This window comes from Paractinoplanes durhamensis, assembly GCF_016862175.1.
Taxonomy (GTDB): domain Bacteria; phylum Actinomycetota; class Actinomycetes; order Mycobacteriales; family Micromonosporaceae; genus Actinoplanes; species Actinoplanes durhamensis.
In genome coordinates this window covers 14222-36831 of record NZ_BOML01000064.1, presented here as the reverse complement: position 1 = coordinate 36831, position 22610 = coordinate 14222, and the positions used below count along the sequence as shown (strand labels likewise).

The following is a 22610-nucleotide window of genomic DNA, read 5'->3' as shown; positions in this document are numbered from 1 at the left end:
GCTTCGTTGGGCATGAACAACCGGGTCCAGATCGGCCAGCCCCTGTCCCTTGCCATCGAAGTATGTCCCTCGTGCCAGTGAACTTTGTCCCCGTGCGAGTCTTTGCCATCGAACTTTGTCCGCCACGTTGAGATGATCGGCTTGTGAGCAGGCAGATCGAGGATGACGAGGCTAGCTCTGGCTGGGCTAGATTCGAGATCGAGTACGTCGAGGCGACCGGCTTACGCCGCCGCGGCGTCCTACGTGGCCGCCGATCGCCGCGCCCGGAGCTGATCAAACGCTGAGCGGCTGAAGTTTTTCAGCGGGCGACCAGCTCGTTGATCAGGCTGTCGGCCAGTTTCTGAGTACGGGCTTCCGTATGATCCAGCGCGATCACGACCATACCGGCACGCTGCGCGGGCAACCGGGCGATCTGGGCGCTCAGACCCGCCCACAAGCCGCCGTGACGGTGCAGCGGGAAACCGGCCCGGGTCAGCACATCGACACCCCAGCCGTACGGGAGGGACGTGCCGTCGTCGAGCCGGCCCGGCGTGTGCAACAGGCCGGAAACGCCCAGCTCGTCGTTCGCCAGGGCCTCGTTCCAGCGCATCAGGTCGGCCGCCGTCGACCAGACGCCGCAGTCGCCGAGCGACAGCGGCGCCGGGGAGCCCAGCTCGGTCGGCGTGGTACCGGGCGGGAACGGATCCGGGCCGGGCCAGTAGCAGGTGGCGGCCATGCCGAGTGGCTCGAAGAGGCGCGAGCGGGCGAAGTCGGGGAACGGCTCGCCGGCGATACGTTCGACGATGACCGACAGGCAGGTGTAGCCGGGATTGCGGTAGCTGAACGTGGTTCCCGGCGTGCTCTCCAAGGTCTCGTGGCCGCCCAGCTCCGCCAGCATGCCGGCGACGGTCCGATCCCGCCCGGCCTTCTTGAGCGCGAAGAATTCGCCGGTCTCGGGTAGCCCGCCGGTGTGGTGGATCACGTGCCGCACGCGGACGGTGGCTGCCCACGCCGGCAGCTCGGGAATCCATGTGGCCAGCGCCGAATCGACGTCGAGCTTTCCCTGCCGCACGAGCAGCGCCACGCACGCGGCCGTCATCTGCTTCGACACCGACGCGACGCAGGCCGTCGTGAACGGCTCGCCGTGGCTCACGTACACCGGCGGCGCGGCCCCGTGCCGCAGCCCGACCACGACCCGGTCGCCGGCGCCGTACCCCGCCGACGCGATGAGCGCGGCGGCCCGCTCGGGAAGCCCTTGATCCACCAGCCCAGTATCGGCAGCGACCGCGACCAGGTACACCGAATTTAGGGCGGTTTCGTAAGGACACTAATGAGTGGCAGAAACATGCGGTGGGACAAAGTTCGCTGACACCCGAACGAAGTTGGTTGGCGAAGGACAGCCCCGGCTGGTCTTGTAGGCGAGTTCAAGCGCCAGGTATCGGTGACTACCGGCGCCGCCATCTTTCGGCGAGGGATCGTGTCGGCGAGTTCCGGCGCCACCTGGGTGGATGGTCGGTCAGGGGCGTCCGGCGTGGCTGTCGACGGGGGTGAGGCGAATGCTCAGTTGGGAGCCCAGCTCGCTGAAGCCGAGTGCTTGGGCCACGCGGCGTGACGCTGCTGGGCGTGCCCGCCACTGGGGTAGCAGGTCGGCCTGCAACGCGGCGGCGACGGCCGCAGTGGCGACGATGCGTGCGAGCCCTCGTCCGCGGGCGACCGGGTCCGTCAGCACGCTGAGGTGAGCGGTATCGCTGGGCCAGGCGCGGTAACCGGCTGCGGCGATGATCTCCGACCCGCTCCGTACTACGAACGCGGGGGAGGTGATCTCGTCCAGACCCGATTCGGCGGCGTCCTCAGCCGGCACCCGAGCGAGCAATGTCGCTACGTCGGCGTGGTCGGCCGGGCTCATCTGAACATCACTGGATTCACGGGGCTGGAAGCCGGCCCTGTCGCAGTAGGCCAAGGTGGCGGGCCCGAGAATGTCGCTGATCGGCAGCCTGGCACGCACCGCGGCCGGGTCTGTCATGGCGGCGGGCGGAAGGCCGTTGAGGGTCTGTTGCACGATCTCGGCAGCGCTGTCGTCAGGGGCGGTAGCGATCGCGGCGTTTCCCATCACGACGATGCCCACCCAGCCTGGCGGACACAACAGCGATCGCGGGGAGACGACTACCTCGATGGCTGAGGTAGTGAAGGTGACCGGCGTTGCGGCCAGGGTGGCCCAGAGCCGCTGGGCGTGTTCGAGAAGCGCGTCGCCGACCATGCTCGCATGATCGCAATCAAGCCGGCTGCCCACCACCGAGAATCATGACGGTTCACTGTGGCCGGCACAGGGTCAGCGGCTCTCGTTCTCGGTGGGGCTCCTCGCGTGTCGACCGGATTCGGGTGTGAAGGCCTCCGCCATGCTGGACATAGACAGGGTGGGAGGTCGAATGGGACGTTCCCGGCCATGTGGCGGGGTGCGGCACCGGCTCCGGCCGGGGTGAAGAGCTGGCTCGCGATCGGCCACCCGGCGGCGAACGGGCCGGCCGAGACCCTGGTCGCGGTCGCCGACCTGGCCCGGGAGCGGGTGCTGTCGCCGGAGTTGCGGGCGGCCGTCCTGCGCACCGTCGCCGAGCTGCCCGGCCTGACCTACGACGGCACGGTCACCGACCGGGCCGGCCGGGCCGGCGAGGCGTTCTCGCTGATCTCCGACTACTCCGGGCTGCCCACGAAGTACACCCTGATCGTGAATCCGGCCGACGGCACGCTGCTCGGCTACGAGACGATGCTGACCACCACGGCGGGCAAGCTCGACGTCCAGGTCCCGGCGGTCATCGGCTACGAAACGTACGTGACGGCCGAGCTCAATTAGAGCAGCCGAGGGGCGGCCCCAGGTCCCGTGGAGCCGCCCCTCGGTGCAATCAAGACGTCAGCCTTCGACGGAGTCCGCGGTGTCGTTCCAGACCGTGCCGACGTTCGACGAGTAGCTGCCGCCACCGGTCAGGAAGGTCGGCTGGTTGTTGCGCCAGGACGACAGGGTGCGGCCTCGGCCGCGGTGGCGTAGCAGGTGACGACGCTGCGCGACGTGATGACGCAGCTCTGGTCCCGTCGTCACCCGAAGGCGGCCGCTGCCCAGCCGGACAGCTCGGTCCGGGCGGCCGCCAGGACGGTGGCGGACGGCGCCACCGCGTCGGTGATCAGGGCGAAGTGCACGACGCCGGCCGTGCCGCCGCCGGTGAGCGACAGGGTGCGGCCGTCGGCCGCGATCGCATAGGTGACATCGGCGACGACGGTGTTGCGGAAACCGGCCGGCAGCTTCACCTCGGTCGCGGCACCGTCGCCGCCGGAACGCCAGACCAGCACGGCGTAGCGGCTGCCGTTCACGGTGGTCGTCACGTTCGGCAGGCGGGACGGCACCGGGGTCCAGGACATCGGGCTGGTGCCGTCGCGGGAGCGGTCCTCGTAGACGAACGCCAGGGTCCGGCCGGCGACCGCGGCCGGGTAGACGCGGTCCAGCAGGCGCGCGTCCTGGCGCAGGTACGCCGTACCCGCATCGTCGAGAGCGACCGCCGAGAAGTCCTCGCCGTTCCAGCCGTCGCCGGCGGTCTGGACCTTGTCGGCGTTGCCGTTCATCAGCTCGTGGTGCCGTCCGCTGTAGATGTCCCACTGCCACTGGGTGCCGGAGAGCACCGGCCCGGACGTGGCCACGCCGGTCCACCACTGCGCGCCCGGCAGCCGCGAGTCGAGACCTTGATACATCGCCTTGTCGACGCTGGGCGCCTTGTCCGAGGTGTAGCCGGTGAGCGGATGGCCGAACTCGCTGACGAAGGCCGGCGCCGACAGGGCGGCCGCGCGGTCCCGGATCGCCGCGAAGTCGTCGCTCTCCTGCCCATCGGTGGCCTTGCCCCACATGAGTACGCCGGAGATGGCCTGCTGGTCGTAGAAGTGCGAGTTGAACACGTAGCGCGGCCCGATCGCCCCGCTGTCGAGGAATCCGCCGGCCTGCTGGGAGACGTTTCCGTTCCAGAACAGGTTGGGTTCGACGAACGCCGGCCGCTCGGCCCACCCGGCCGCGTCCATCACGCCGCGGAACTGCACGTAGAACGGCCACAGCACGTCCCGTTCCCAGGTCCGGCTGTTCTGCCCGCTGTCGTAGGTGCCGGCAAACGGCTCGTTGAACGGGTTGACGCCGAGCATCCGCGCGAACCGGGCATCGCCGAGATTGGCCCGAAGATAAACCAAGACCTGCTTTGCGTACGCAAGGAAAGCGTCCCGCTCGGTCAGGATGCGGTTGTGCCAGAAGTCGTAGGTGGCCTGCTGGACCGCCGCGTTCTGGGTGATGTTCTGCCCCCAGGTGACGCAGATGCCGCAGCTCTCCTGCGGGTAGGCACCGGCCTGCACCAGCCACTGCGGCGCGCCGTCGCCGGTGTACCAGCTGCCGGAGTTGAACAGATACCGGGAGAACAGGTCCTGGTGGAAGTCGAGCAGCACCTCGAAGCCGAGATCGGCGAACACGCCGGCCTGCTCGGCCACCTTGGCGAGGTAGGTGGTGTCGATGACCCCGCGGGTCGGTTCGGCGGCCGCCCAGGAGAGCAGGAACCGCACGCTGTTGGCGTTGGTGAGATTGCGCATGGCCAGCGCCGGCGTCCGGGCATCGGCCGCACTGCCGAACGGCAGCCCGCCCTTCTCGGCGAGCTTCACCTCACCGGAGACGTTGAAGCCGCGCAGCACGACTTCCCGGCCGTGACTGTCGACGAATCGGGTGCCATCCACGGTGACCAGCGGCGCCGAGGCGTCCGCGGCGAGCACCGGCTCGGTCGGAAGAAGAAGGGCAAGAACAACACCGACAACCGCGAGCGTACGCATGACGTCTCCCGTCATCGTGCGGGAAGCGGGGGGCCGAACTTAACCGAAAATTAATCATGTTCATCAATGCAGCACAACGACCGTCGTCTATTCCGGGACAACATCTAAATGGGGCCTAAATAGGACGGTGGGCCAGCGCCAGCTGGAGCTCGAAGCGGGCCGCCGGGTCCTCCAGGGCGTCGCCGAGCAGGTCGCGGAGGCGGTTCAGGCGGTAGCTGACGGTCTGCGGGTGGACGTAGAGCTCGGCCGCCACCGCCGTCCGGGAACCCCAGTTGCGCAGCCACGACTCCAGCGTGACCAGCAGTTGGTCACGTTGCGCGAGACGCAGGCCGGCCAGCGGCGCGAGGCGGCGAGCAGCGAGGGCGGCCATCGCACCCGGCTCGCCGCGCAGGGCGAGGGCGGCGAAGTGGTCCTCGACAAAAACCGGCGCCTCGCCCTCACCGGCCAGCTCGGCCGCGCGCTCGGCCAGCCGGACCGCGCCCGGGACCTCGGTCCAGGACACCGCCGGGCCGATCACCGCGGACCGGCCGGACAGCGACTCGGTCAGCTCGGCGCGCTCGGTGCGCGGCCCGGCGCACAGCAGCAGCACCGCGTCCCGGGCCCGCTCGGCCACCACGCCGTCGCCGGCGAACCGGAACTGGGCGTCCCGGGCCTGATCGGGCGGGAGCAGGACCGGCACCACCCGGTCCAGGCCGGGCCAGCCGATCGCGGCGACCGCCTCGCGGGCGGTCTCGGCCGGGGCGCCGCCGTGCAGCAGCAGGTCGGCGGCCCGGCGCCGGCGCCGATCGCCCTCGCCGGCCTGCTCGCGCAGCTGCCGGGCCAGGCCCTCGGTGCAGGCCGCGGCCAGCTCGTCGACGAACGCGCTGGTCGCGTCGGACAGGTCGATGATCTCCTCGACGGTGACCGGGCGGGAGTCGGCGAGCGACTGCGACGCGGTGCGCAGCAGCAGCCGGGCGGCCATCCGCAGGGCGGCGAGCAGCACCTCCGGGCCGTGGTTCTCGCGGGCCTCGGCCGCACCGAGCGCCACGAACACCTCGCGGATCCGTGGCGGCAGGGCCGGCTCGTCGGTGCCGGCCAGGTCGAGGAAACGGTCCAGGGCGACCTGGACGGCGGTGGTGACGTCGCGCTCGAACTTCGCGCCGGTGGCCGGGTTCAGGTCGGCGACCGCGGCGGCGATCACCGGGACGGTGTCCGGCAGCCGGGGGCGCATGGCGGCGGCCAGATCGGCCGGAACCCGCCGCCACGGAGTCGTCATCGGCCCTTTTTAGCACGGCGTGCTAACGGCGGGGGCAAGGATTGCTGGCCGGACTACGGTGTCTGTACCGGCGCGATGGGTGACGATGGCTACATGAAGCATCTGTCGTCCCGCCGCCATGTCGTCGAGATGTGCCGGACGATGCTCGAGCGCGGATACCTGAAGGCGACCGAGGGCAACGTCTCGGTGCGCATCCCGGGCCACGAGCTCTACGCCGTCACGCCGAGCAACTACGACTACGACAAGATGCGGGCCGAGGACGTCTGCATCGTCGACTTCCAGGGCAAACACGTGCCGGATCCGGATGGCGCGGGCGGGCTCGTGCCGTCGATCGAGTGCGGGATGCACGCCAACATCTACCGCGAGCGCCCGGACGTCAACGCGATCGTGCACACCCACCAGCCGTACGCGTCGGCGCTGGCCTTTCTGCGGAAGCCGATCCCGGCGCTGACCGATGAACAGGTGCGCTTCCTCGGCAAAGAGGTGGCGATCATCGACTACGCGCCGAGCGGCACCGGGTTCCTCGCCAAGAACGTGCAGAAGAAGGTGGCGAGCGGGGACAACGCGTTCATCATCGCCAACCACGGGGTGGTCGCGGTCGGCACCGACCCGACCCGCGCGGTGTTCAACATGGCGCTGCTGGAGAAGGTGTCGATCGCCTATCTGATGGCGCTGACCACCGAGGCCGGCAAGGTCTACACGATTCCGAACACGATCCGGGAGATCGCGTTCGGCAAGCTGAAGAAGGACGAGAAGCGGATCGCGTCGCAGATCGTCGACGCGGTCGAGCCGATCCGGGTGCCCGACGACGAGGAGTTGCCCTCGGCCGTCGTGGCCGAAGCGGACAAATCGGCGCCGGAAGAGCACGGCTACATGATCAGCGAGTACCTCGACGTCGAGGACACCATGCGGCGGCTCAAGGCCCTGGTCGCCCAGCCGATCCGCGGCCTGCGGCACGACGCCCTGCTCGACACGCTGAACTACTTCGAGACCAAGTGCACGGCCAGCAAGGAGATCACCGAGCGGGCCAAGAAGCGGATCCCCGGCGGCGTCCAGCACAACCTGGCCTTCAACTACCCGTTCCCGCTCGCCGTCGACCGGGCCGAGGGCGCGCACCTCACCGACCGGGACGGCAACGTCTACATCGACTTCCTGCAGGCCGGCGGGCCGACCATCCTGGGCAGCAACTACGGTCCGGTCAACGAGCAGGTGGCCGTGGTGATCCGGGAGAGCGGGCCGGTCACCGGCCTGTTCCACGAGTACGAGTTGAAGCTCGCCGAGAGCATCAACCGCTACATGCCGCACATCGAGATGTACCGGTCGCTCGGCTCCGGCACCGAGGCCGTGATGGCGGCGGTCCGGGCCGCGCGGGCCAAGACCGGCAAGAAGATGGTGATCAAGGTCGGCGGGGCGTACCACGGCTGGTCCGACACCGTGGTCTACGGCCTGCGGGTGCCGGGCAGCTTCCGGATGAACGCCAAGGGCATCCCGTGGGGCGCCACCGAGCGGACCCGGGAGGCCTTCCCGAACGATCTCGGCACGCTCAAGCGCAAGCTGGTCGAGAACCGTCTCCGGGGCGGCACCGCCGCGGTCATCGTCGAGCCGTTCGGGCCGGAGTCCGGCACCCGGCCGGTTCCGCACGACTACAACGCGGCCGTCCGCAAACTGTGCGACGAGTTCGGCGCGCTGCTGGTCTTCGACGAGGTGGTCACCGGCTTCCGCACCGGGATGGGCGGCGCGGCCGGCTACTTCGGCGTGCACCCCGACCTCACCGTCTTCGGCAAGGCGGTCTCCGGCGGTTACCCGATGGCCGGCGGGGTCGGCGGCAGCGCCGAGGTGATGAGCGTGTTCGGCTCCGGGCTGGACGGCAAGAGCGGCGCGCACATCCAGGTCGGCGGCACCCTGTCGGCGAACCCGCTGTCCTGCGCGGCCGGCCACTTCGCGATCGAGGAGATGGCCCGGACCAACGCGCCGGTCATCGCCGGGCGGGCCGGCGACCGGCTCACCCGCGGCCTGCAGCGGCTCATCGACAAGTACGGGCTGCCCTACGTGGCGTACAACCAGGGGTCGATCGTGCACCTGGAGTGCAGCGGCGTCATGCTGCTGAGCATGCGCGACCCGATCAAGCTGCTGAAGGAGAACAAGAAGCGCAAGACGCTGATGGAGCAGATGGGCGCGGCGTACGCGGCGCACGGCATCATCACCCTTGCCGGTTCCCGGATGTACACCTCGATGGCCGACACCGACGAGGTCATCGACGACGCCCTCACCCGTTTCGACCAGGTCTTCGCGCTGGTCGAGGGGGTCTGAGTTGGCCGTAGCCCCGCAGATTCTGGCGATCGACCTCGGCACCTCGGGGATGAAGGCCGCGCTGGTCGCCGCGGACGGCACGGTGACCGGCTGGGCCGAGCGCCCGGTGCCGCTGGTCGTGCTGCCCGGCGGCGGTGCCGAGCAGGACCCGGTCGCCTGGTGGGACGCGCTCGCCGAGGCGGTCGCCGACCTGGGCCGGGAGTTCCCGGAGCACCTGCGCGCGGTGACCACGATCTGCTCCTCGACCCAGGGCGAGGGCACCATCGCGGTCGACGCGAACGGCGAGCCGCTCACCCAGTGCATCAGCTGGCTGGACATGCGCGGGGCGGCACATCTGAAGAAGCAGTTCGGCGGCTTCCCGGCGTACTCCGGAATGTCGGTCTTGAAAATCGCTCGATGGCTGCGCCTGACCGGGGGCATGCCGTCGGTGACCGGCAAGGATCCGGCCGCGCACATGCTGCTCGTGCGCGACGAGATGCCGGCGATCTACGCGAAGACGGCGACGTTTCTCAACGTCCTGGACTGGATCAACCTGAAGCTCACCGGGCGCACGGTGGCGACCGTCGACTCGATCCTCACCTCGTGGGTCACCGACAACCGGGTCGCCACCGACATCAAGTACTCCCCCGCGCTGGTCGCGGCGAGCGGGATCGACGCGGACAAGTTCCCGCCGATCGTCAAGTGCACCGAGGTGATCGGCAGGCTTGCCCCCCAGGCTGCCGATCACCTCGGACTCCCGTCGTCGGTGCAGGTGGTAGCGGGGGCGATCGACAACACCGCGGCCGCGATCGGGGCCGGCACGATCCGCGACAACGAGCCGCACCTCTACCTCGGGACGTCGTCCTGGATCTGCGCGCACGTGCCGGCCAAGAAGACCGATGTGGTCAGCGGGATCGCGTCCATCCCGTGCGCGCTGCCGGACCGCTACCTGATGACCGCGCTGCAGGCCACCGCGGGCGCGAACCTGACCTGGCTGCGCGACAAGATCGTCGAGTTCGACGACCCGATCGTCTCGGCGGGGCATGTCAGCCGGGACGAGGGCACCATCTTCGACGCGTTCGACAAGATCATTCCGTCGGTGCCGGCCGGCGCGGACGGGGTGCTCTACATGCCGTGGCTGTACGGCGAGCGCGCGCCCGTCGACGATCCGAACCTGCGGGCCGGCTTCCTCAACATCTCGCTCGAGACCACCCGCTCCGACCTGCTGCGGGCGGTCTTCGAGGGGGTCGCGCTGAACACCCGGTGGATGGCCAGGGCGGTGGACAAGTTTCTTGGCGCCCCCGTGCAATCCATGGTGATCACCGGTGGGGCCGCCCGCTCCAACTCGTGGTGCCAGATCTTCGCCGACGTGCTCGGCATGGAGATCCGGCGGGACGCCAACCCGGTCGTGGTCAACGCGCGCGGTGCGGGCTGGATCGGCGCGGTCGGCGCCGGGATGATCGACTTCGCCGACATCCCGGACCTGGCCCGCAACGATCACGTTTTCGAGCCCGGTGCCGACCGCGCCACCTACGACGGCATCTACGAGACCTACACGCTCTTACACAAGCAGCTGGCCCCGATCTATCGGAGGCTCAACCGGCCGGGTCAAAACTGATCCCGGCGGGCTTCGCCTCGGTGATCAGGTTGACGAAGTTGGCGTCCTTCAGGCCGAAGTTGGCGCTGCCGAAGTCGTAGTTGCTCAGCGTGTCCCGGATGCTGGTGGAGGGATAGCCGGTCCAGCCGACCAGCGTCGGGTACTGCCAGGCGGCGTACGCGTTCTCCGGCGGCTCGTCGCCCGAGTTGGCGAGCCGGAAGTCGTGGGTGCTGACGCCGTCCTTGTGATAGACGATCTTCGGGTGGTTGCCGGTCCAAAGGACGCTGGTAGAAGCAAAAATGTTGAAGTCGCCGTGCGCCGACGTCGACACGTACTTGGCCACGTCGTTCTGCACCCAGACCACGACGTGCTCCCAGTCGTGCCGGTGCCCGCCGATCGAGCTGTTGGCGAGCGCCTGGTCCTTCTCGAAGTAGAGCCCGTACGCGACCGCGCACCACCCGTTGTTGCACTTGTAGCGCGCGTAGCCGTTGGTGTTGTCCAGATCGGACGTGTCGTGGCACTCCCCGCTGAGCGAGCCGCCCGGCTTGAGGCCGCCGTTGACGACGCCGGTCGGTCCGATCGCCGGGGTCGGGTAGCAGCCGTCGGTGTCGTAGTCGTAGGCCGGCTGCCACTTGGTCTCGATCGCCTCGGCTTTGCCGGGCAGTTTCGCGGGCACCGCGGCGAATGCGGGGGTGGCCGCGATGATCACGATGGCGAGGCCGAGGGCGCCGCCGACGAGCTTCTTCATATCGAAGAGCGTGACTTCCATTGATCCGGAAGGCAACGACTTGAGGGGCGATATAACCTGTTCGCGATCCCCTCTTAGGTTTACATGCATCAATATGATGCTTGACATGATGAAGCGCCTCGCCGCCATCGGCAGCATCGTCGGACTGGTCATCGTCGCGAGCGGCAGCGCCGCCCACGCGGCCCCGGACGGCCTCACCCTGGTGGCCACCAAGCACTCCCTTCTCGGCACGCACACCTGGTATCAGCAGACCTACAACGGCGTGCCGGTTCTCGGCGGCTACTACGCGACGCACACCGACCGCGCCGGCGCGACCGCGGTCGCCGACGGCCGCATCGCGATCAAGGGGATTCCTGCTCGTAGCGCCGCGGTTGCCCAGGGCCGGGCCGAGTCGTCGGTCACCGGCCGCCTCGCCGGGACGCTGCTGCGGTCGCGGGCGGTCATCGTGCCCGGTGACACCGCCAAGCTCGGCTGGCTGGTGCTCACCGACACGGCCCGCGGCACGGTCGAGTCGGTCGTCGACGCGGCCAGCGGCACCACGCTCTCCGAGAAGAGCACGGTCAAGGAGGTCGACGGCTCCGGGCAGGTGTTCAGCCCCAACCCGGTGGTGACGCTGCAGAACGAGAGCCTCAAGGACACCACCGCCGCGAGCACCTTCACCGCCGCCTACAAGACGGTCACGCTGACCCAGCTGACCAGCGGCGTCACCACGCTGCGGGGCAGCTACGCCAGCAACCAGAGCAGCAGCGGGGTCACCTCCAGCACCCGGGCCTACACGTACACCCGGGCGCAGGCCGGGTTCGAGCAGGTCATGGGGTACTACAGCATCACCTCGGCGCAGGAGTACATCCAGAGTCTCGGCTTCACCGACGTCAACAACTCGGCGCAGAAGTACAAGACCACCGGCTACACCGACGACAACTCCTACTACGACCCCTCGACCGATCAGATCACCTTCGGTACGGGTGGGGTCGACGACGCCGAGGACGCCGAGATCATCTGGCACGAGTACGGCCACGCCATCCAGGACGCGCAGGTGCCCGGGTTCGGCTCGTCCAGCCAGTCCGGTGCGATCGGTGAGGGCTTCGGCGACTACTGGGCCTACACCATGTCGTCGGCGGTCAGCACCAACACCACGGTGACGCCGCTGGTCTGCATCGGCGACTGGGACGCGGTCTCCTACACCAGCACCACGCCGCACTGCCTGCGCCGCATCGACGGCACCAAGGTCTACCCCGGCGACTTCGAGAACGAGGTACACGCCGACGGCGAGATGTGGTCCCGCGCCCTGTACGACATCAGCACGTCCCTCGGCCGCGCCACCGCCAACACCATCATCCTCGAGGCCCAGTTCAACTTCACGCCGAGTACGACGTTCGCCGCGGCCGCCAACGCCACGGTGACCGCCGCCCAGACCCTGTACGGCAGCACCGCCGCCACCGCGGTGACCGCCGCTTTCCACGCCCGCGGCTTCATCTGACCGGCTCCCGGCCGTCCGCCACGGCGGGCGGCCGGGCACCGCCGCGGTGACGCGCGGCTGAGGGCAACCGGCCGAGTGGGTGAGCCGGGTGACGGGTGGATCGACGTACCCTCTTGATCTCCCCGACGCCGGAAGGGCCCCATGACTGTGAATGATCGCCCGGCGTGGGCGGGCCTGGTCATGCGGTACTTCTGGCGGCCGCGGCACGGCCAGGACGGGGAATCCGGGAGCATTCGATGGATTCCGGTCGCGGTGATGGCCACCTTCCTGCTCGGGGTCGGCGTCGCGGCGTACACCGGGATCCGGGACGATGACGACGACGCCTCGCTGCCACCGCCGCCGCCGGCCGCGGTGCTGAACGTGCCGGGCGACCATGCCTCGATCCCGGTCTACGTCGAGCCGTCGCCCTCCGCCTCGCCTTCTCCTTCGCCGGCGCCCTCCGCCCGGCCGGTCACGACCACCACGCCCTCACCGGCCACCCGATCCACGGCACCGGTGTGGGCGGAGAAGGTGATCGCGAGCACGAGCGAACTCACCACCGGGCAGAGCTGGGCCACCAACCGGCTCAAGCTCACCGTGACCGGCGGTGGCAACCTCGTGCTCCAGGACCAGGGCAGGACCGTCTGGCAGACCGGGACGACGACCGGCGTCAAACTCGTCATGCAGAACGACGGCCACCTCGTCCTCTACGATGCGGGCAACGCCGCGGTCTTCAGCAGTGGCACCGTGGGCAACCCGGGCGCGGTCCTGATCCTGCGGGCCGACGGCAACATGGTCATCTCGCTGAACGGCCGCATCCTCTTCCAGACCGGGACCGGCGACTGACGCGAAGGGGCTCGTCGTGCGCCGATACATCCTCACCGGCGCACCGGGTGCCGGGAAGACGACCATCCTCGAGGCCCTGCGCGACCGCGGGAACGCGGTGGTCGAGGAGGCGGCGACCGAGGTGATCGCCCGCGGGCAGCCGCCGGACGACGGGGACTTCCTGGCGGCGATCGCGCTCCTGCAACGCGAGCGGCAGCTACTGCCGGCGCCGCCCGGCGCCGGCGTTCAGGTCTTCGACCGGTCGCCGATCTGCACGCTGGCGTTGGCGCACTACATCGGACATCCGGTGCCGCCGGTCCTGGCCGACGAGGTCGAGCGGGTCGTCTCGGCCGGGATCTACCACTCCCGGGTGTTCTTCGTTCACCTGCTCGGGTTCATCACGCCGACGGCGGCCCGCCGGATCACCCTCGAACAGTCGATCCGGTTCGAGCGGTTCCATGTCGACGCGTACCGCAAACTCGGTTTTGAATTGATCGAGGTGCCGGTCGCGCCGCTGGTGGAGCGGGTGCGGCTGGTCGACCGGCACCTCCGGGTCAGCGACGGCGACGGGCCAGGCGCAGGTGCAGCACCGCGTTGACGGTCGAGATCGTGGCGGCGACCAGCTGTAGGGTCGCGACTACTATTTCCACGGTCCGCATGTCGGTTCCTCCTTCGTGGTGGGTGTGCCAAGAGGCTCCCGCGATCGGTGGCACCGGCGGCCGGTTTCCGGAGCGTTCCGGAAATCGCGGGCGTTCGTGCAGGTCACGGCGCTTCCGGAGCGGCGGAGAGCGGAAAGGGCGGCGGTGGAGGAGTTCGTTTCGGTCGAGGCGATGCGCCGCGAGTTCGGCTCGCGGCTGCGGCAGCTGCGCACCGACGCCGGCCTGTCCCTCGAAGCCCTCGGCCCGAAGATCAGGATCTCCCGGTCCCGGGTGTCCGAACTCGAGCGCGGCGACTTCAAGAAGGTGCCGGACCAGGCGGTGATCGACGCCTACGTCGCGGTGTGCGTGGCCCGGCTCGACGGCGGTCCGGCGATCCGCGAGGCACGTGCGGCGGACCTCGCCGAGCGGCACAAACTGCTGATCCGGCTGCAGGAGAACGCGGTCGCGACATCGGGCAGGAGCGGGCCGCCGGCGGTTGGCCGGATCCCGCTGGCGGCCGGCTGCTATCAGGCCCGCGAGGTGGTCGACGAGCTCTCCGCGGCCCTCGCCGACTCCCCGGTGGTGGTGCTGAGCGGCCTCGGCGGGGTGGGAAAGACGCAGCTCGCGGCCGATCTGGCCCGCCGCCGGGAAAAGGCCGGCACGCTCGTCGTCTGGGTTTCCGCCGCCTCCCAGGAATCCATCGTCGACCGCTTGGCGGAGGCCGGCGAGGAGTACGCCGAGGCCGCGCGGGGCGATCGCGAGCGGGCCGCCGAGCGGTTCCTGGCCTGGCTGGCCACCACCCCGCGGCGCTGGCTGGTGGTGCTGGACGACGTGAGCGACCCCGAGCACCTGCGTGGGCTCCGGCCACCGGTCTCTTCCCCCACCGGGCGCACGCTGATCACCACCCGCCTGCGCAAGGCCGCGGTCGCCGGGCTGGGTGGGCGACCGGTGGAGATCGACGTGTTCACGGTGGACGAAGCGGAGCGGTACCTGTCCGCCGCGCTCCGCGGGCGGCTCGACGACGACGTGCCCGGGGTGGTCGCCGACCTCGACCGGCTGCCGCTCGCGCTCGGGCAGGCCGCCGCCTACCTGCTCGATCAGAACATCACCTCGGGCGACTACCGGCGCCGGTTCGCCGACCGCACCCGGCGGCTCGCCCAGCTCGTCCCGCCGGCGCGCGACAACCCCGACGAATACCGCGCGACGGTCGCGGCCACCTGGTCGCTGTCGATCGAGGCGGCCGACGCCGAGGAACCCACCGGCCTGGCCCGGGCGGTGCTGGAGCTGGCCAGCGTGCTGGGCACGGCGATCCCGGGGGTGGTGTTCCGCACCCCGGCCGCGGTCAACTGGCTGAGTTACGCCGCCGGCGGCCCGGAGCTCGACCCGGACACGATCCACCGCGGGCTGCGCTCGCTGTACCTGTTCAGCCTGGCCGCGGTCGACGCCGACGTGGTCCGGGTGCATGCGCTCGTCCAGCGGTCGGTCCTCGACGACCTGCCCGCCGACCGGCTCGGCGAGCTGGCCTGGGCCGCGGCCGACGCCCTGGTCGAGGTCTGGCCGGAGGACTCCCGCGACCCCGGCCTCAACCAGCACCTGACCGCCGGCACGGACGCCCTCGACCGGTGCGCCGGTGATCATCTCTGGGAGCCGGACGGCTACCACCCGGTGCTCGCCGTGGCCGGCAAGAGCCTCGGCGGCGCCGGCCAGGTCGCCGCCGCCGCCGCCCACTTCCAGCGCCTGCACGAGCGCGCCGCCGACCGGCTCGGGCCGGACCACTGGGCCACCCTCGCGGCCCGCGGCAACCTGGCGATCTGGCAGGGCGAGAGCCGGACCGCGTCGAGCCTGGCCCGCGCGCGGCACCTGCTCGCCGACCGCACCCGGGTCCTCGGCGCCGGCCACCCCAGCACCCTCACCGCCCGGCACACCCTGGCCCGCCAGCTCGGCCTGACCGGCGACCTCCCGGGCGCGATCGCCGAGCTCGAATCGCTGGTCGCCGACCGGATTCGGATCCTCGGCGCCGATCACCCGGACACCCTGACCACCCGGCACAATTTGGCGACGTGGCGCGGCGAGGCCGGCGACCCGGCCGGTGCGTGCGCGGACTTCGCGGCCAATCTCGACGACACCGAGCGGGTTCTCGGGCCCGATCATCCGGACACCCTCAGTGCCCGGCACGAGCTCGCCCGGTGGCGCAGCATCGCCGGTGACCCAGCCGGGGCGGTGGCCGACTTCGAGCAGCTGGTCGCCGACCGGATCCGCGTGCTCGGTGCGGATCATCCGCTCACCCTCGCCAGCCGCAACGAGCTGGCGGTCGCCATGGCCCACGCCGGCGACGCCGCGGCCGCGTTGACCGCTCTGCATGAGTTGCTGGCGGATCGGCTGCGGGTCCTCGGGCCGGATCATCCCGACACGCTCAACACCCGCCTGCACCTCATCGACATCGGCGGGGTCACCGACGATCTCGCCGCCCTGACCGTGCTCCTCGACGACATGATGCGAGTTCTCGGCCCGGAGCACGACTACACCCAGCAGGCCTGCTACGTGCTCGCCCTGCTGCGCGACCCCCAGGGCGACGACCCGGGCCGCGCCGCTCCGGAGGAGATGCTCACCGCGTTCCTGCGGGTCAACGGCCCGCACCATCCGCTGACCTGGCAGGTCCGGAGCGCGGTCGTGCTCGCCCGGCAGGAGCGCGGCGACTTCCCGGCGATGGTGGCCGCGATGGCCGACCTGGTCGACGATCTGGCCGTGCTGCGCGGACCCGGCCACGAGGAGACCACCAAGCTCCGGGGCGTCCTGGCGCAATGGCGGCTCAACCTCGGCGACGCCGCGGGCGCGGCCACGGCGTACACGGAACTGCTGCCTTTGTTGATCGAACAGCACGGCCCGGAGCATGCGGACGTCTTCGCCGCGCGGGCCAACATCGCCTTCAGCCGCGGGGTGTCCGGTGATCCGGCGTTCGCCGTCGCGGCCTACGAGGAGGTGCTGGCCGACTGGATCCGGGTGTTCGGCGCGGACGATCCGGCGGTCGCGCCCCTCCGCAAGAACCTGGAGGGGTTCCGCGGCCTGGCCGACGAGGGTCATGCGGACGGTGGCGACCGCTAGCCACGATCAGCTGACAGGGTGGAGGACGTGGCCACTCGGAGCTGGAACTCGCGGGATGAGCTTTCGGTGGGCGCGAAGCCCGCGAACGAGGCCGCGCACGTCTTGCAGCACTCCGGGCAGACCGGCGACGCCGGGCTCGGCGCGGAGGGGCACGCGGGCGCGGTGGCCGACGCGGTGGTCGCCGGCCGGTGACCTGGTCGGCCGACGAGCAGGTCAAGGCGGGGGACGCCCGGTACCGGGTGAGCCTGACGCTGCCGCCGCTCAGCGGAGCTTGACCTCGACCCCGCCGGAGAGCAGCGAGTCGTGCAGCTCCAGGGTGGTCAGCGTGACCGCCTTCGGGACGTCGAAGACCAGCTTGCCGACGACCCGCTCGCCGGGGCCGAGCTTCTGCAGGAACGTCTGGGTGTCCCGGTTGACGTAGACGCCGGCGATCTCGTCGTTGCCGTAGGACGTGCCGGCCGCGTCGATCGCCTTCTGCGCGTGGCCCAGAAAATACTGCGAATCGTCGGAGATGTTCCGCACCGACAGGCTGACCACGCAGAACTTGCCCTGGGCGGTGCGCTTGAGGTGCTCGACCCCGAGGCTGGTCTGCGCGCAGTCGACCCGGGACACGATGAACTCGAACTGGCCGTCCCGGACCGCATCGTCGATGCCCGGCGGCTTGACCGTGGCCTTCTTGGTCGGCGCCGTGGTCACCGCGGCGGCGGCCGGTTCCTTGTTGCCGTAACGCTCGGCGGCGGCGCCGACCCCGAACAGGACGACCACCGCGCCGACCGCGAGCAGGACGGCGACAAGAGGGTTCAACGAGGGACGAGACTGCGCCATCGAGCCGCTCCAGGGTCCGGTCTGACTCTCCTCACTGTGAGTCAGCCGGACCCCCGAAGCTACCGGTTTCGCCGGATCGCCATTTTCAGACACTCACCAGGGGGCGGTCCTCCTCGGCCGGGCGATCACCGAGCGTACGGCTGAGCTTCTCGCCCTCGATGTCGACGTTGGGCAGCGCCCGGTCCAGCCAGCGCGGCAGCCACCAGGCCGCCCGGCCGAGCAGCGACAGCACCGCCGGCACGATCGTCATCCGGACCAGGAAGGCGTCCACCGCCACCCCGAAGGCCAGCGCGAAGCCGAGCGACTTGATGATCGCGTCGTCGGCCAGCAGGAAGCCGGCGAACACGCTCATCATGATCAGCGCGGCCGCGGTGACCACCCGGGCGCCGTGCCGCACCCCGGTGATGATCGCCTCGTCCGGCCCGGCGCCGTGCACGTACTCCTCGCGGGCCCGGGTGACCAGGAAGACCTCGTAGTCCATGGCCAGGCCGAACAGCACCCCGATCAGGAAGATCGGCATCATGCTGATGATCGGGCCGGGGTTGTCCACCCCGAACAGGCCGGCCAGCCAGCCCCACTGGAAGACCGCCACCACCGCGCCGAACGTGGCCGCGACCGAGAGCAGGAAGCCCAGGGTGGCCTTCAGCGGGACGGCGATGCTGCGGAAGACCAGCATCAGCAGCAGGATGGCCAGCCCGACCACCACGCTCAGGTAGGGCAGCAGCGCCGCGGACAGCTTCTCGGACACGTCGATGTTGAGCGCGGTGGTGCCGGTGACCGACAGGGTCGCGCCGGACACCGAGCCGCGCTGGTCGCGGATCGCGGCCACCAGGTCCTCGGTCTCCGTGCTGTTCGGCGAGCTCTTCGGCATGACGGTGAGCAGCGCGGTGTCGCCGGCCTGGTTCGCGGCGGGCGGGGTGACCAGGGCGACGTCGCCGAGCCCCTCGATGATCTTCTGGGCGGCCGCCCCGGCCGTCTTGGCCTGACCCGCGCCGGCCTCGACCACGACGATCAGCGGCCCGTTGAAACCGGCTCCGAAACCCTCGGCGAGCTGGTCGTACGCCTTGCGCTGGGTGCTGTCCTGCGCCGCCGTACTGGCGTCGGGCAGGGCGAGCCGCAGCTGGGTGGCGGGCAGGGCGATCACGATCAGCGCGCCCGCGGTCAGCACCAGGGCGGGGACACGGTGCTTCACGATGCCGCGGGCCCAGCGCTCGCCGAACGCCACGCCCTTGACCTTCCGCGGCCGTTTCGGCAGCACCTTGCGGCCCGCGAAGCCGAGCAGGGCGGGCAGCAGGGTCAGGGTGATCAGGACGGCGACCGCGACCGTGCCGGCGGCGGCCAGGCCCATGCTGGTCAGGAACGGGATGCCGACCACCGACAGCGCGGCCAGCGCGATGAACACGGTCAGCCCGGCGAAGACCACCGCGGACCCGGCGGTGCCGAGCGCCCGGCCGGCGGCGTCCTCCGGTTCGCGGCCCTCGGCCAGCTCGTGCCGGTAGCGGGACACCACGAACAGCGCGTAGTCGATGCCGACCGCCAGGCCGAGCATCAGCGCGAGGGCCGAGGTGGAGGTGCTCAGGTCGAAGAAGCCGGTGGCGATCCGGATGCCGAGCATCCCGACCAGCACGCTGAGGATCGCGGTGAGCAGCGGCAGGCCGGCCGCGACGAGCGCGCCGAACGTGATGATCAGGACCACCGCGGCCACCGCCACGCCGATCACCTCGGTGGCACCACCGGCCTCGTTGGCCTCGGTGGCGGTGCCGCCGAACTCCACCCCGACGCCGGCGCTCTGCACCGTGCGGCCCGCGGCGAACAGCGCCTCCCGGTCGGCCTCGGTGACGTCGGCCTGCCCGATCGTGTAGCTGACCGTCGCGTACGCGGTCTGCTTGTCGGCGGAGAGGGTCGGCTGGGTGACCGCGGCGACGTCCGGCGCGGCACCGAGCGCGGTCACCGCCTGCTTCAGCGCGGCCTGCTGCGCCGTCCCGGCCAGCGTCGCGTCGCCGCCGACGGTGAAGACCACGGTGGCCGAGGCGGTGTTCGCGGTGCCACCGCCGCCCATCTTCTCGGCGATCACCTCCAGCGCCCGCGACGACTCGGTGCCGGGGATCGAGAACGCGTTGCTGGTCGGCCCGGACAGGGTCGCCGCGCCCAGGCCGAGCAGGGCGAAGACCACCACCCACAGAGCCGTCATCCGCCGGCGCCGGCGGAACGAGAACCGGCCGAGCCGGTACAGGAGAGTCGCCACCGGGTGAGTCCTCCGAAACTGTCGGGAAGCTGTGTCACTCCACGATTTCCGGAATCCCGCCAGGCGTCGTCGTCCCGGCGGCGTCGGCGCCTACCGCACCCGCGGTATTTCCGGATCGGGGGGCTACTCCCCCGAGACGACGTCGCCGCTGGGCCCGGCCGCCTACCGTGCATAGGTGATGGATCGGGTGCAGGCGTGGGGGCAGCGGCACCGGGCCGTCCTGTCCGACGTCGGCGTGGCGATCTTCCTGGCCGCCGCCACCCTCCAGATCGAGCGGGCCAACCAGACCGGGCACGGCACCGCGGTCACCAGCCTCGCGGTCGCCGCCGTCTTCCTGCGCCGCCGCTGGCCGTACCCGACCCTGGCCGTGGTCACCGCCGGCGCGCTCGCCTCCGTGATCGTCCAGCCGATGTCCGGCGGGCTCCTGCTGGCCCTGGGCGTGGTCATGTTCTCGGTGCCCCGGCAGCCCATCGCGTACGCAGCCGGAGTCTCGATCTTGATCTTCGGAACCGGCCTGGTGGTCGACGCGTCCGGCTGGTGGAAGATCCAGTCGCTGGCCGCGTTCACCTGGATCTTCGGGGGCGCCGGGATCGGCGACGGGGTGCGCTCGCGGCGGGCCTATCTCGCCGAGGTCACCGAGCGGGCCCGGCAGGCCGAGCAGACCCGCGAGGAGGAGGCCCGGCGCCGGGTGATGGACGAGCGGCTGCGCATCGCCCGCGAGCTGCACGACGTGGTGGCGCACCACATCGCGGTGATCAGCGTGCAGGCCGGCGCGGCCGGGCACGTCCTGCGGCAGCAGCCCGAGCAGGTCTGGCCGGTGCTCGGGAACATCCGCGAGGCCGCGGACACCGTGCTGCGCGAGATCCACTCGGTGATCGGGGTGCTGCGCGACCCGGACGAGGCGGGCAGCACCGAGCCGACCCCCGGCCTCGACCGGCTGCCCGAGCTGATCGGCGGGCTACGCGGGGCGGGCTTCCGGGTGCGGTCGGAGCTGCGCGGCGAGCCGCGGGCGCTGCCGGTGGTGACCGATCTGGCCGCGTACCGGATCGTGCAGGAAGCATTGACCAACGCGCACCGCTACGGCGACGGCGCGGCCACGCTGACCGTCGACTACGGGCCGGACGCGATCACCGTCGAGATCACCAACACCATCGTCGCGTACCGGGTGAACACCCGGGCCGGCTCCGGCTTCGGCCTGCTCGGCATGCGCGAACGGGCCGCCGCCGCGCACGGCACGCTCAGCACCGGGCCGGTCGATCCGGGCGACCGATATCGGGTGCTGGCCGTCCTGCCGACCGGAGGAAAATCATGACCATCCGCGTACTGCTCGCCGATGACCAGGCGCTGATCCGCGCCGGCTTCAAAATGATCATCGACGCCGAGCCGGGCCTGGAGGTGGCCGGCGAGGCGGCCGACGGCCGGGAGGCGGTCGAGCTGGCCCGCACCACCCGGGCCGACGTGGTGCTGATGGACATCCGGATGCCGCACGCCGACGGCATCGAGGCAACCCGCCGGATCTGCGAGGATCAAACCCTTTCCGGGGTACGCGTTCTGGTGCTCACCACGTTCGAGGAGGACGACAACGTGGTGCTGGCCCTGGAGGCCGGCGCGAGCGGTTTCCTCGGCAAGAACGTCCCCCCGGCCGACCTGGTCTCGGCGATCCGGGTGGTGGCCGACGGCGAGGCGCTGCTGTCCCCACGGGCGACCCGAGGGTTGGTCGGCCGTTTCCTCGACCAGCTGCGCCCGGCCCCACCGCAGACGGCGGCCGCGCTGGCCCTGCTGACCGAGCGCGAGCGGGAGATCCTCGTCCTGGTCGCGCACGGCCTCTCCAACGACGACATCGGCCGCCGCCTCTACGTCTCCCCGCTGACCGTCAAGACCCACGTCAACCGGGCGATGGCCAAGCTGGACGCCCGCGACCGAGCCCAGCTCGTGGTCCTCGCCTACCGCGGCGGCCTGCTCCGCGCAGGCGACCCACTGCCGGGCTGAACACCCCCCTCTCCACGTGCTCTCCACATCGGTTCCATCCGGCCCGCACAGCGCGGCGTCACGGTAGGGGTGTCAACCGGATCGACGAGTGGAGGAGCGATGAGGACGACGACACGCCGGACGGTGGTTCTGGTAGCCGCGGGTGCTCTCGGTATCGGCGGGATCGCGGTGGCGGCTCCGGCGCTGGCCGGGGTAGGTCCGTTCGCCGGCCAACCGATGGCGGCGGTAACTCCGGGGCCGGGAGGGTTCGGCTCCGGCATGGGCTTCGGGTACGGCCCGGGCGGCTCCGGGATGATGGGGGCCGGCGTCCGTGACGGCACCTGCCTCGATCCGGCGATCACCGCCGGGAGGGGCACGCTCACTGAACAGCAGAAGACGACGCTGGGCGCGATGGCGCAGGAGGAGAAGCTGGCATACGACCTGTACACGGCGTTCGCCGGCGAGTACGACATGGTCGTCTTCGACCGGGTCGCCGCCTCGGAAACCCAGCACCTGGCCGCGGTGCGGACCTTGCTGACCCGGTACGGTGTCGCCGACCCGACTGCGGGCAGGACCGCCGGGCAGTTCAGCGACCCGACGGTGCAGGCGACCTATGACAGGTTGCTGGCACAGGGCCGGGCCGGCCGGGCCGCCGCGCTGCAGGCGGGCGTCACTGTCGAGCAGACCGACATCGCCGATCTCAGCGCCGCCCTGGACGGGTTGAACGCTCCCGACGTCACGCAGGCCTATACCCGGCTCCGGATGGCCTCGCAGCATCACCTGGCCGCGTTCCAGAACTGGTCCACCCGGTAGCGGGGCGCATCGAAAGCGGCGGCGG

19 protein-coding genes are annotated in these 22610 nt (G+C 70.7%); 11 read left to right on the top strand and 8 right to left on the bottom strand.

Annotation, left to right across the window (positions count from 1 at the left end):
- Positions 1-298: 298 nt before the first annotated feature.
- Both Adu01nite_RS39080 and Adu01nite_RS39075 read right to left on the bottom strand, forming a co-directional pair.
- Positions 299-1243 (bottom strand): serine hydrolase domain-containing protein, encoded by a 945-nt coding sequence (locus tag Adu01nite_RS39080; protein WP_203734378.1) that lies wholly within the window; start codon positions 1241-1243, stop codon positions 299-301.
- A 252-nt stretch (positions 1244-1495) separates the two neighbouring features.
- Entirely contained in the window at positions 1496-2236 is a 741-nt protein-coding gene (locus Adu01nite_RS39075; protein WP_203734377.1) for a GNAT family N-acetyltransferase, read from the bottom strand.
- A 186-nt stretch (positions 2237-2422) separates the two neighbouring features.
- Here Adu01nite_RS39075 and Adu01nite_RS39070 point away from each other — a divergent pair, with 186 nt between their 5' ends.
- Positions 2423-2827: a hypothetical protein gene (locus tag Adu01nite_RS39070; protein ID WP_203734376.1), complete on the top strand. Its 405-nt coding sequence runs from the start codon at positions 2423-2425 to the stop codon at positions 2825-2827.
- A gap of 57 nt (positions 2828-2884) precedes the next feature.
- Here the strand turns inward: Adu01nite_RS39070 and Adu01nite_RS39065 are convergent, their stop codons facing one another.
- The 3 genes from Adu01nite_RS39065 to Adu01nite_RS39055 form a co-directional block, all read right to left on the bottom strand.
- Positions 2885-3070 (bottom strand): hypothetical protein, encoded by a 186-nt coding sequence (locus Adu01nite_RS39065; protein ID WP_203734375.1) that lies wholly within the window; start codon positions 3068-3070, stop codon positions 2885-2887.
- Positions 3067-4821, bottom strand: a complete 1755-nt coding sequence (locus Adu01nite_RS39060) for a cellulase family glycosylhydrolase (protein WP_203734374.1) — start codon at positions 4819-4821, stop codon at positions 3067-3069. Before Adu01nite_RS39060 ends, Adu01nite_RS39065 begins: the two co-directional genes overlap by 4 nt.
- A 115-nt stretch (positions 4822-4936) precedes the next feature.
- On the bottom strand, positions 4937-6076 hold the full coding sequence (locus Adu01nite_RS39055; RefSeq protein WP_203734373.1) for a helix-turn-helix domain-containing protein: 1140 nt from the start codon (positions 6074-6076) through the stop codon (positions 4937-4939).
- A 93-nt stretch (positions 6077-6169) separates the two neighbouring features.
- Between Adu01nite_RS39055 and Adu01nite_RS39050 the strand changes: the two genes are divergently transcribed.
- Together Adu01nite_RS39050 and Adu01nite_RS39045 are read left to right on the top strand one after the other, a co-directional pair.
- Positions 6170-8386, top strand: coding sequence for an aminotransferase class III-fold pyridoxal phosphate-dependent enzyme (locus Adu01nite_RS39050; protein ID WP_203734372.1), 2217 nt, complete (start codon positions 6170-6172; stop codon positions 8384-8386).
- A gap of 1 nt (position 8387) precedes the next feature.
- The gene (locus tag Adu01nite_RS39045) at positions 8388-9983 is read left to right on the top strand and encodes a xylulokinase (protein ID WP_203734371.1); all 1596 of its coding nucleotides are present in this window, start codon (positions 8388-8390) and stop codon (positions 9981-9983) included.
- On the opposite strand, the gene Adu01nite_RS39040 is transcribed toward Adu01nite_RS39045, so the two are convergent.
- Positions 9961-10710 (bottom strand): NPP1 family protein, encoded by a 750-nt coding sequence (locus Adu01nite_RS39040; protein ID WP_239133039.1) that lies wholly within the window; start codon positions 10708-10710, stop codon positions 9961-9963. The two genes, Adu01nite_RS39045 and Adu01nite_RS39040, sit on opposite strands and share 23 nt — an antisense overlap.
- Before the next feature lie 106 nt (positions 10711-10816).
- Between Adu01nite_RS39040 and Adu01nite_RS39035 the strand changes: the two genes are divergently transcribed.
- The 5 genes from Adu01nite_RS39035 (at position 10817) to Adu01nite_RS39015 (ending at position 16926) form a co-directional block, all read left to right on the top strand.
- Positions 10817-12190, top strand: coding sequence for a M4 family metallopeptidase (locus tag Adu01nite_RS39035; protein WP_203734369.1), 1374 nt, complete (start codon positions 10817-10819; stop codon positions 12188-12190).
- A gap of 141 nt (positions 12191-12331) precedes the next feature.
- Entirely contained in the window at positions 12332-13015 is a 684-nt protein-coding gene (locus Adu01nite_RS39030) for a hypothetical protein (RefSeq protein WP_203734368.1), read from the top strand.
- A gap of 16 nt (positions 13016-13031) precedes the next feature.
- Positions 13032-13592, top strand: coding sequence for an AAA family ATPase (locus tag Adu01nite_RS39025; RefSeq protein ID WP_203734367.1), 561 nt, complete (start codon positions 13032-13034; stop codon positions 13590-13592).
- A 205-nt stretch (positions 13593-13797) separates the two neighbouring features.
- Positions 13798-16734, top strand: a complete 2937-nt coding sequence (locus Adu01nite_RS39020) for a helix-turn-helix domain-containing protein (protein ID WP_203734366.1) — start codon at positions 13798-13800, stop codon at positions 16732-16734.
- A 27-nt stretch (positions 16735-16761) separates the two neighbouring features.
- On the top strand, positions 16762-16926 hold the full coding sequence (locus Adu01nite_RS39015) for a hypothetical protein (protein ID WP_203734365.1): 165 nt from the start codon (positions 16762-16764) through the stop codon (positions 16924-16926).
- 69 nt (positions 16927-16995) lie between these two features.
- Here Adu01nite_RS39015 and Adu01nite_RS39010 read toward each other — a convergent pair whose 3' ends face one another.
- Both Adu01nite_RS39010 and Adu01nite_RS39005 read right to left on the bottom strand, forming a co-directional pair.
- Positions 16996-17538, bottom strand: a complete 543-nt coding sequence (locus Adu01nite_RS39010) for a DUF4352 domain-containing protein (RefSeq protein ID WP_239133038.1) — start codon at positions 17536-17538, stop codon at positions 16996-16998.
- A 106-nt stretch (positions 17539-17644) separates the two neighbouring features.
- Positions 17645-19804: an MMPL family transporter gene (locus Adu01nite_RS39005; RefSeq protein WP_203734364.1), complete on the bottom strand. Its 2160-nt coding sequence runs from the start codon at positions 19802-19804 to the stop codon at positions 17645-17647.
- A 178-nt stretch (positions 19805-19982) separates the two neighbouring features.
- Between Adu01nite_RS39005 and Adu01nite_RS39000 the strand changes: the two genes are divergently transcribed.
- The 3 genes from Adu01nite_RS39000 (at position 19983) to Adu01nite_RS38990 (ending at position 22585) form a co-directional block, all read left to right on the top strand.
- Positions 19983-21116 carry a sensor histidine kinase gene (locus tag Adu01nite_RS39000; RefSeq protein WP_239133050.1) on the top strand — a complete coding sequence of 378 codons (1134 nt, stop codon included), beginning with the start codon at positions 19983-19985 and terminating at the stop codon, positions 21114-21116.
- Positions 21113-21793 carry a response regulator gene (locus Adu01nite_RS38995; RefSeq protein WP_203734362.1) on the top strand — a complete coding sequence of 227 codons (681 nt, stop codon included), beginning with the start codon at positions 21113-21115 and terminating at the stop codon, positions 21791-21793. Before Adu01nite_RS39000 ends, Adu01nite_RS38995 begins: the two co-directional genes overlap by 4 nt.
- 99 nt (positions 21794-21892) lie before the next feature.
- The gene (locus Adu01nite_RS38990; protein ID WP_203734361.1) at positions 21893-22585 is read left to right on the top strand and encodes a ferritin-like domain-containing protein; all 693 of its coding nucleotides are present in this window, start codon (positions 21893-21895) and stop codon (positions 22583-22585) included.
- Positions 22586-22610 lie beyond the last annotated feature (25 nt).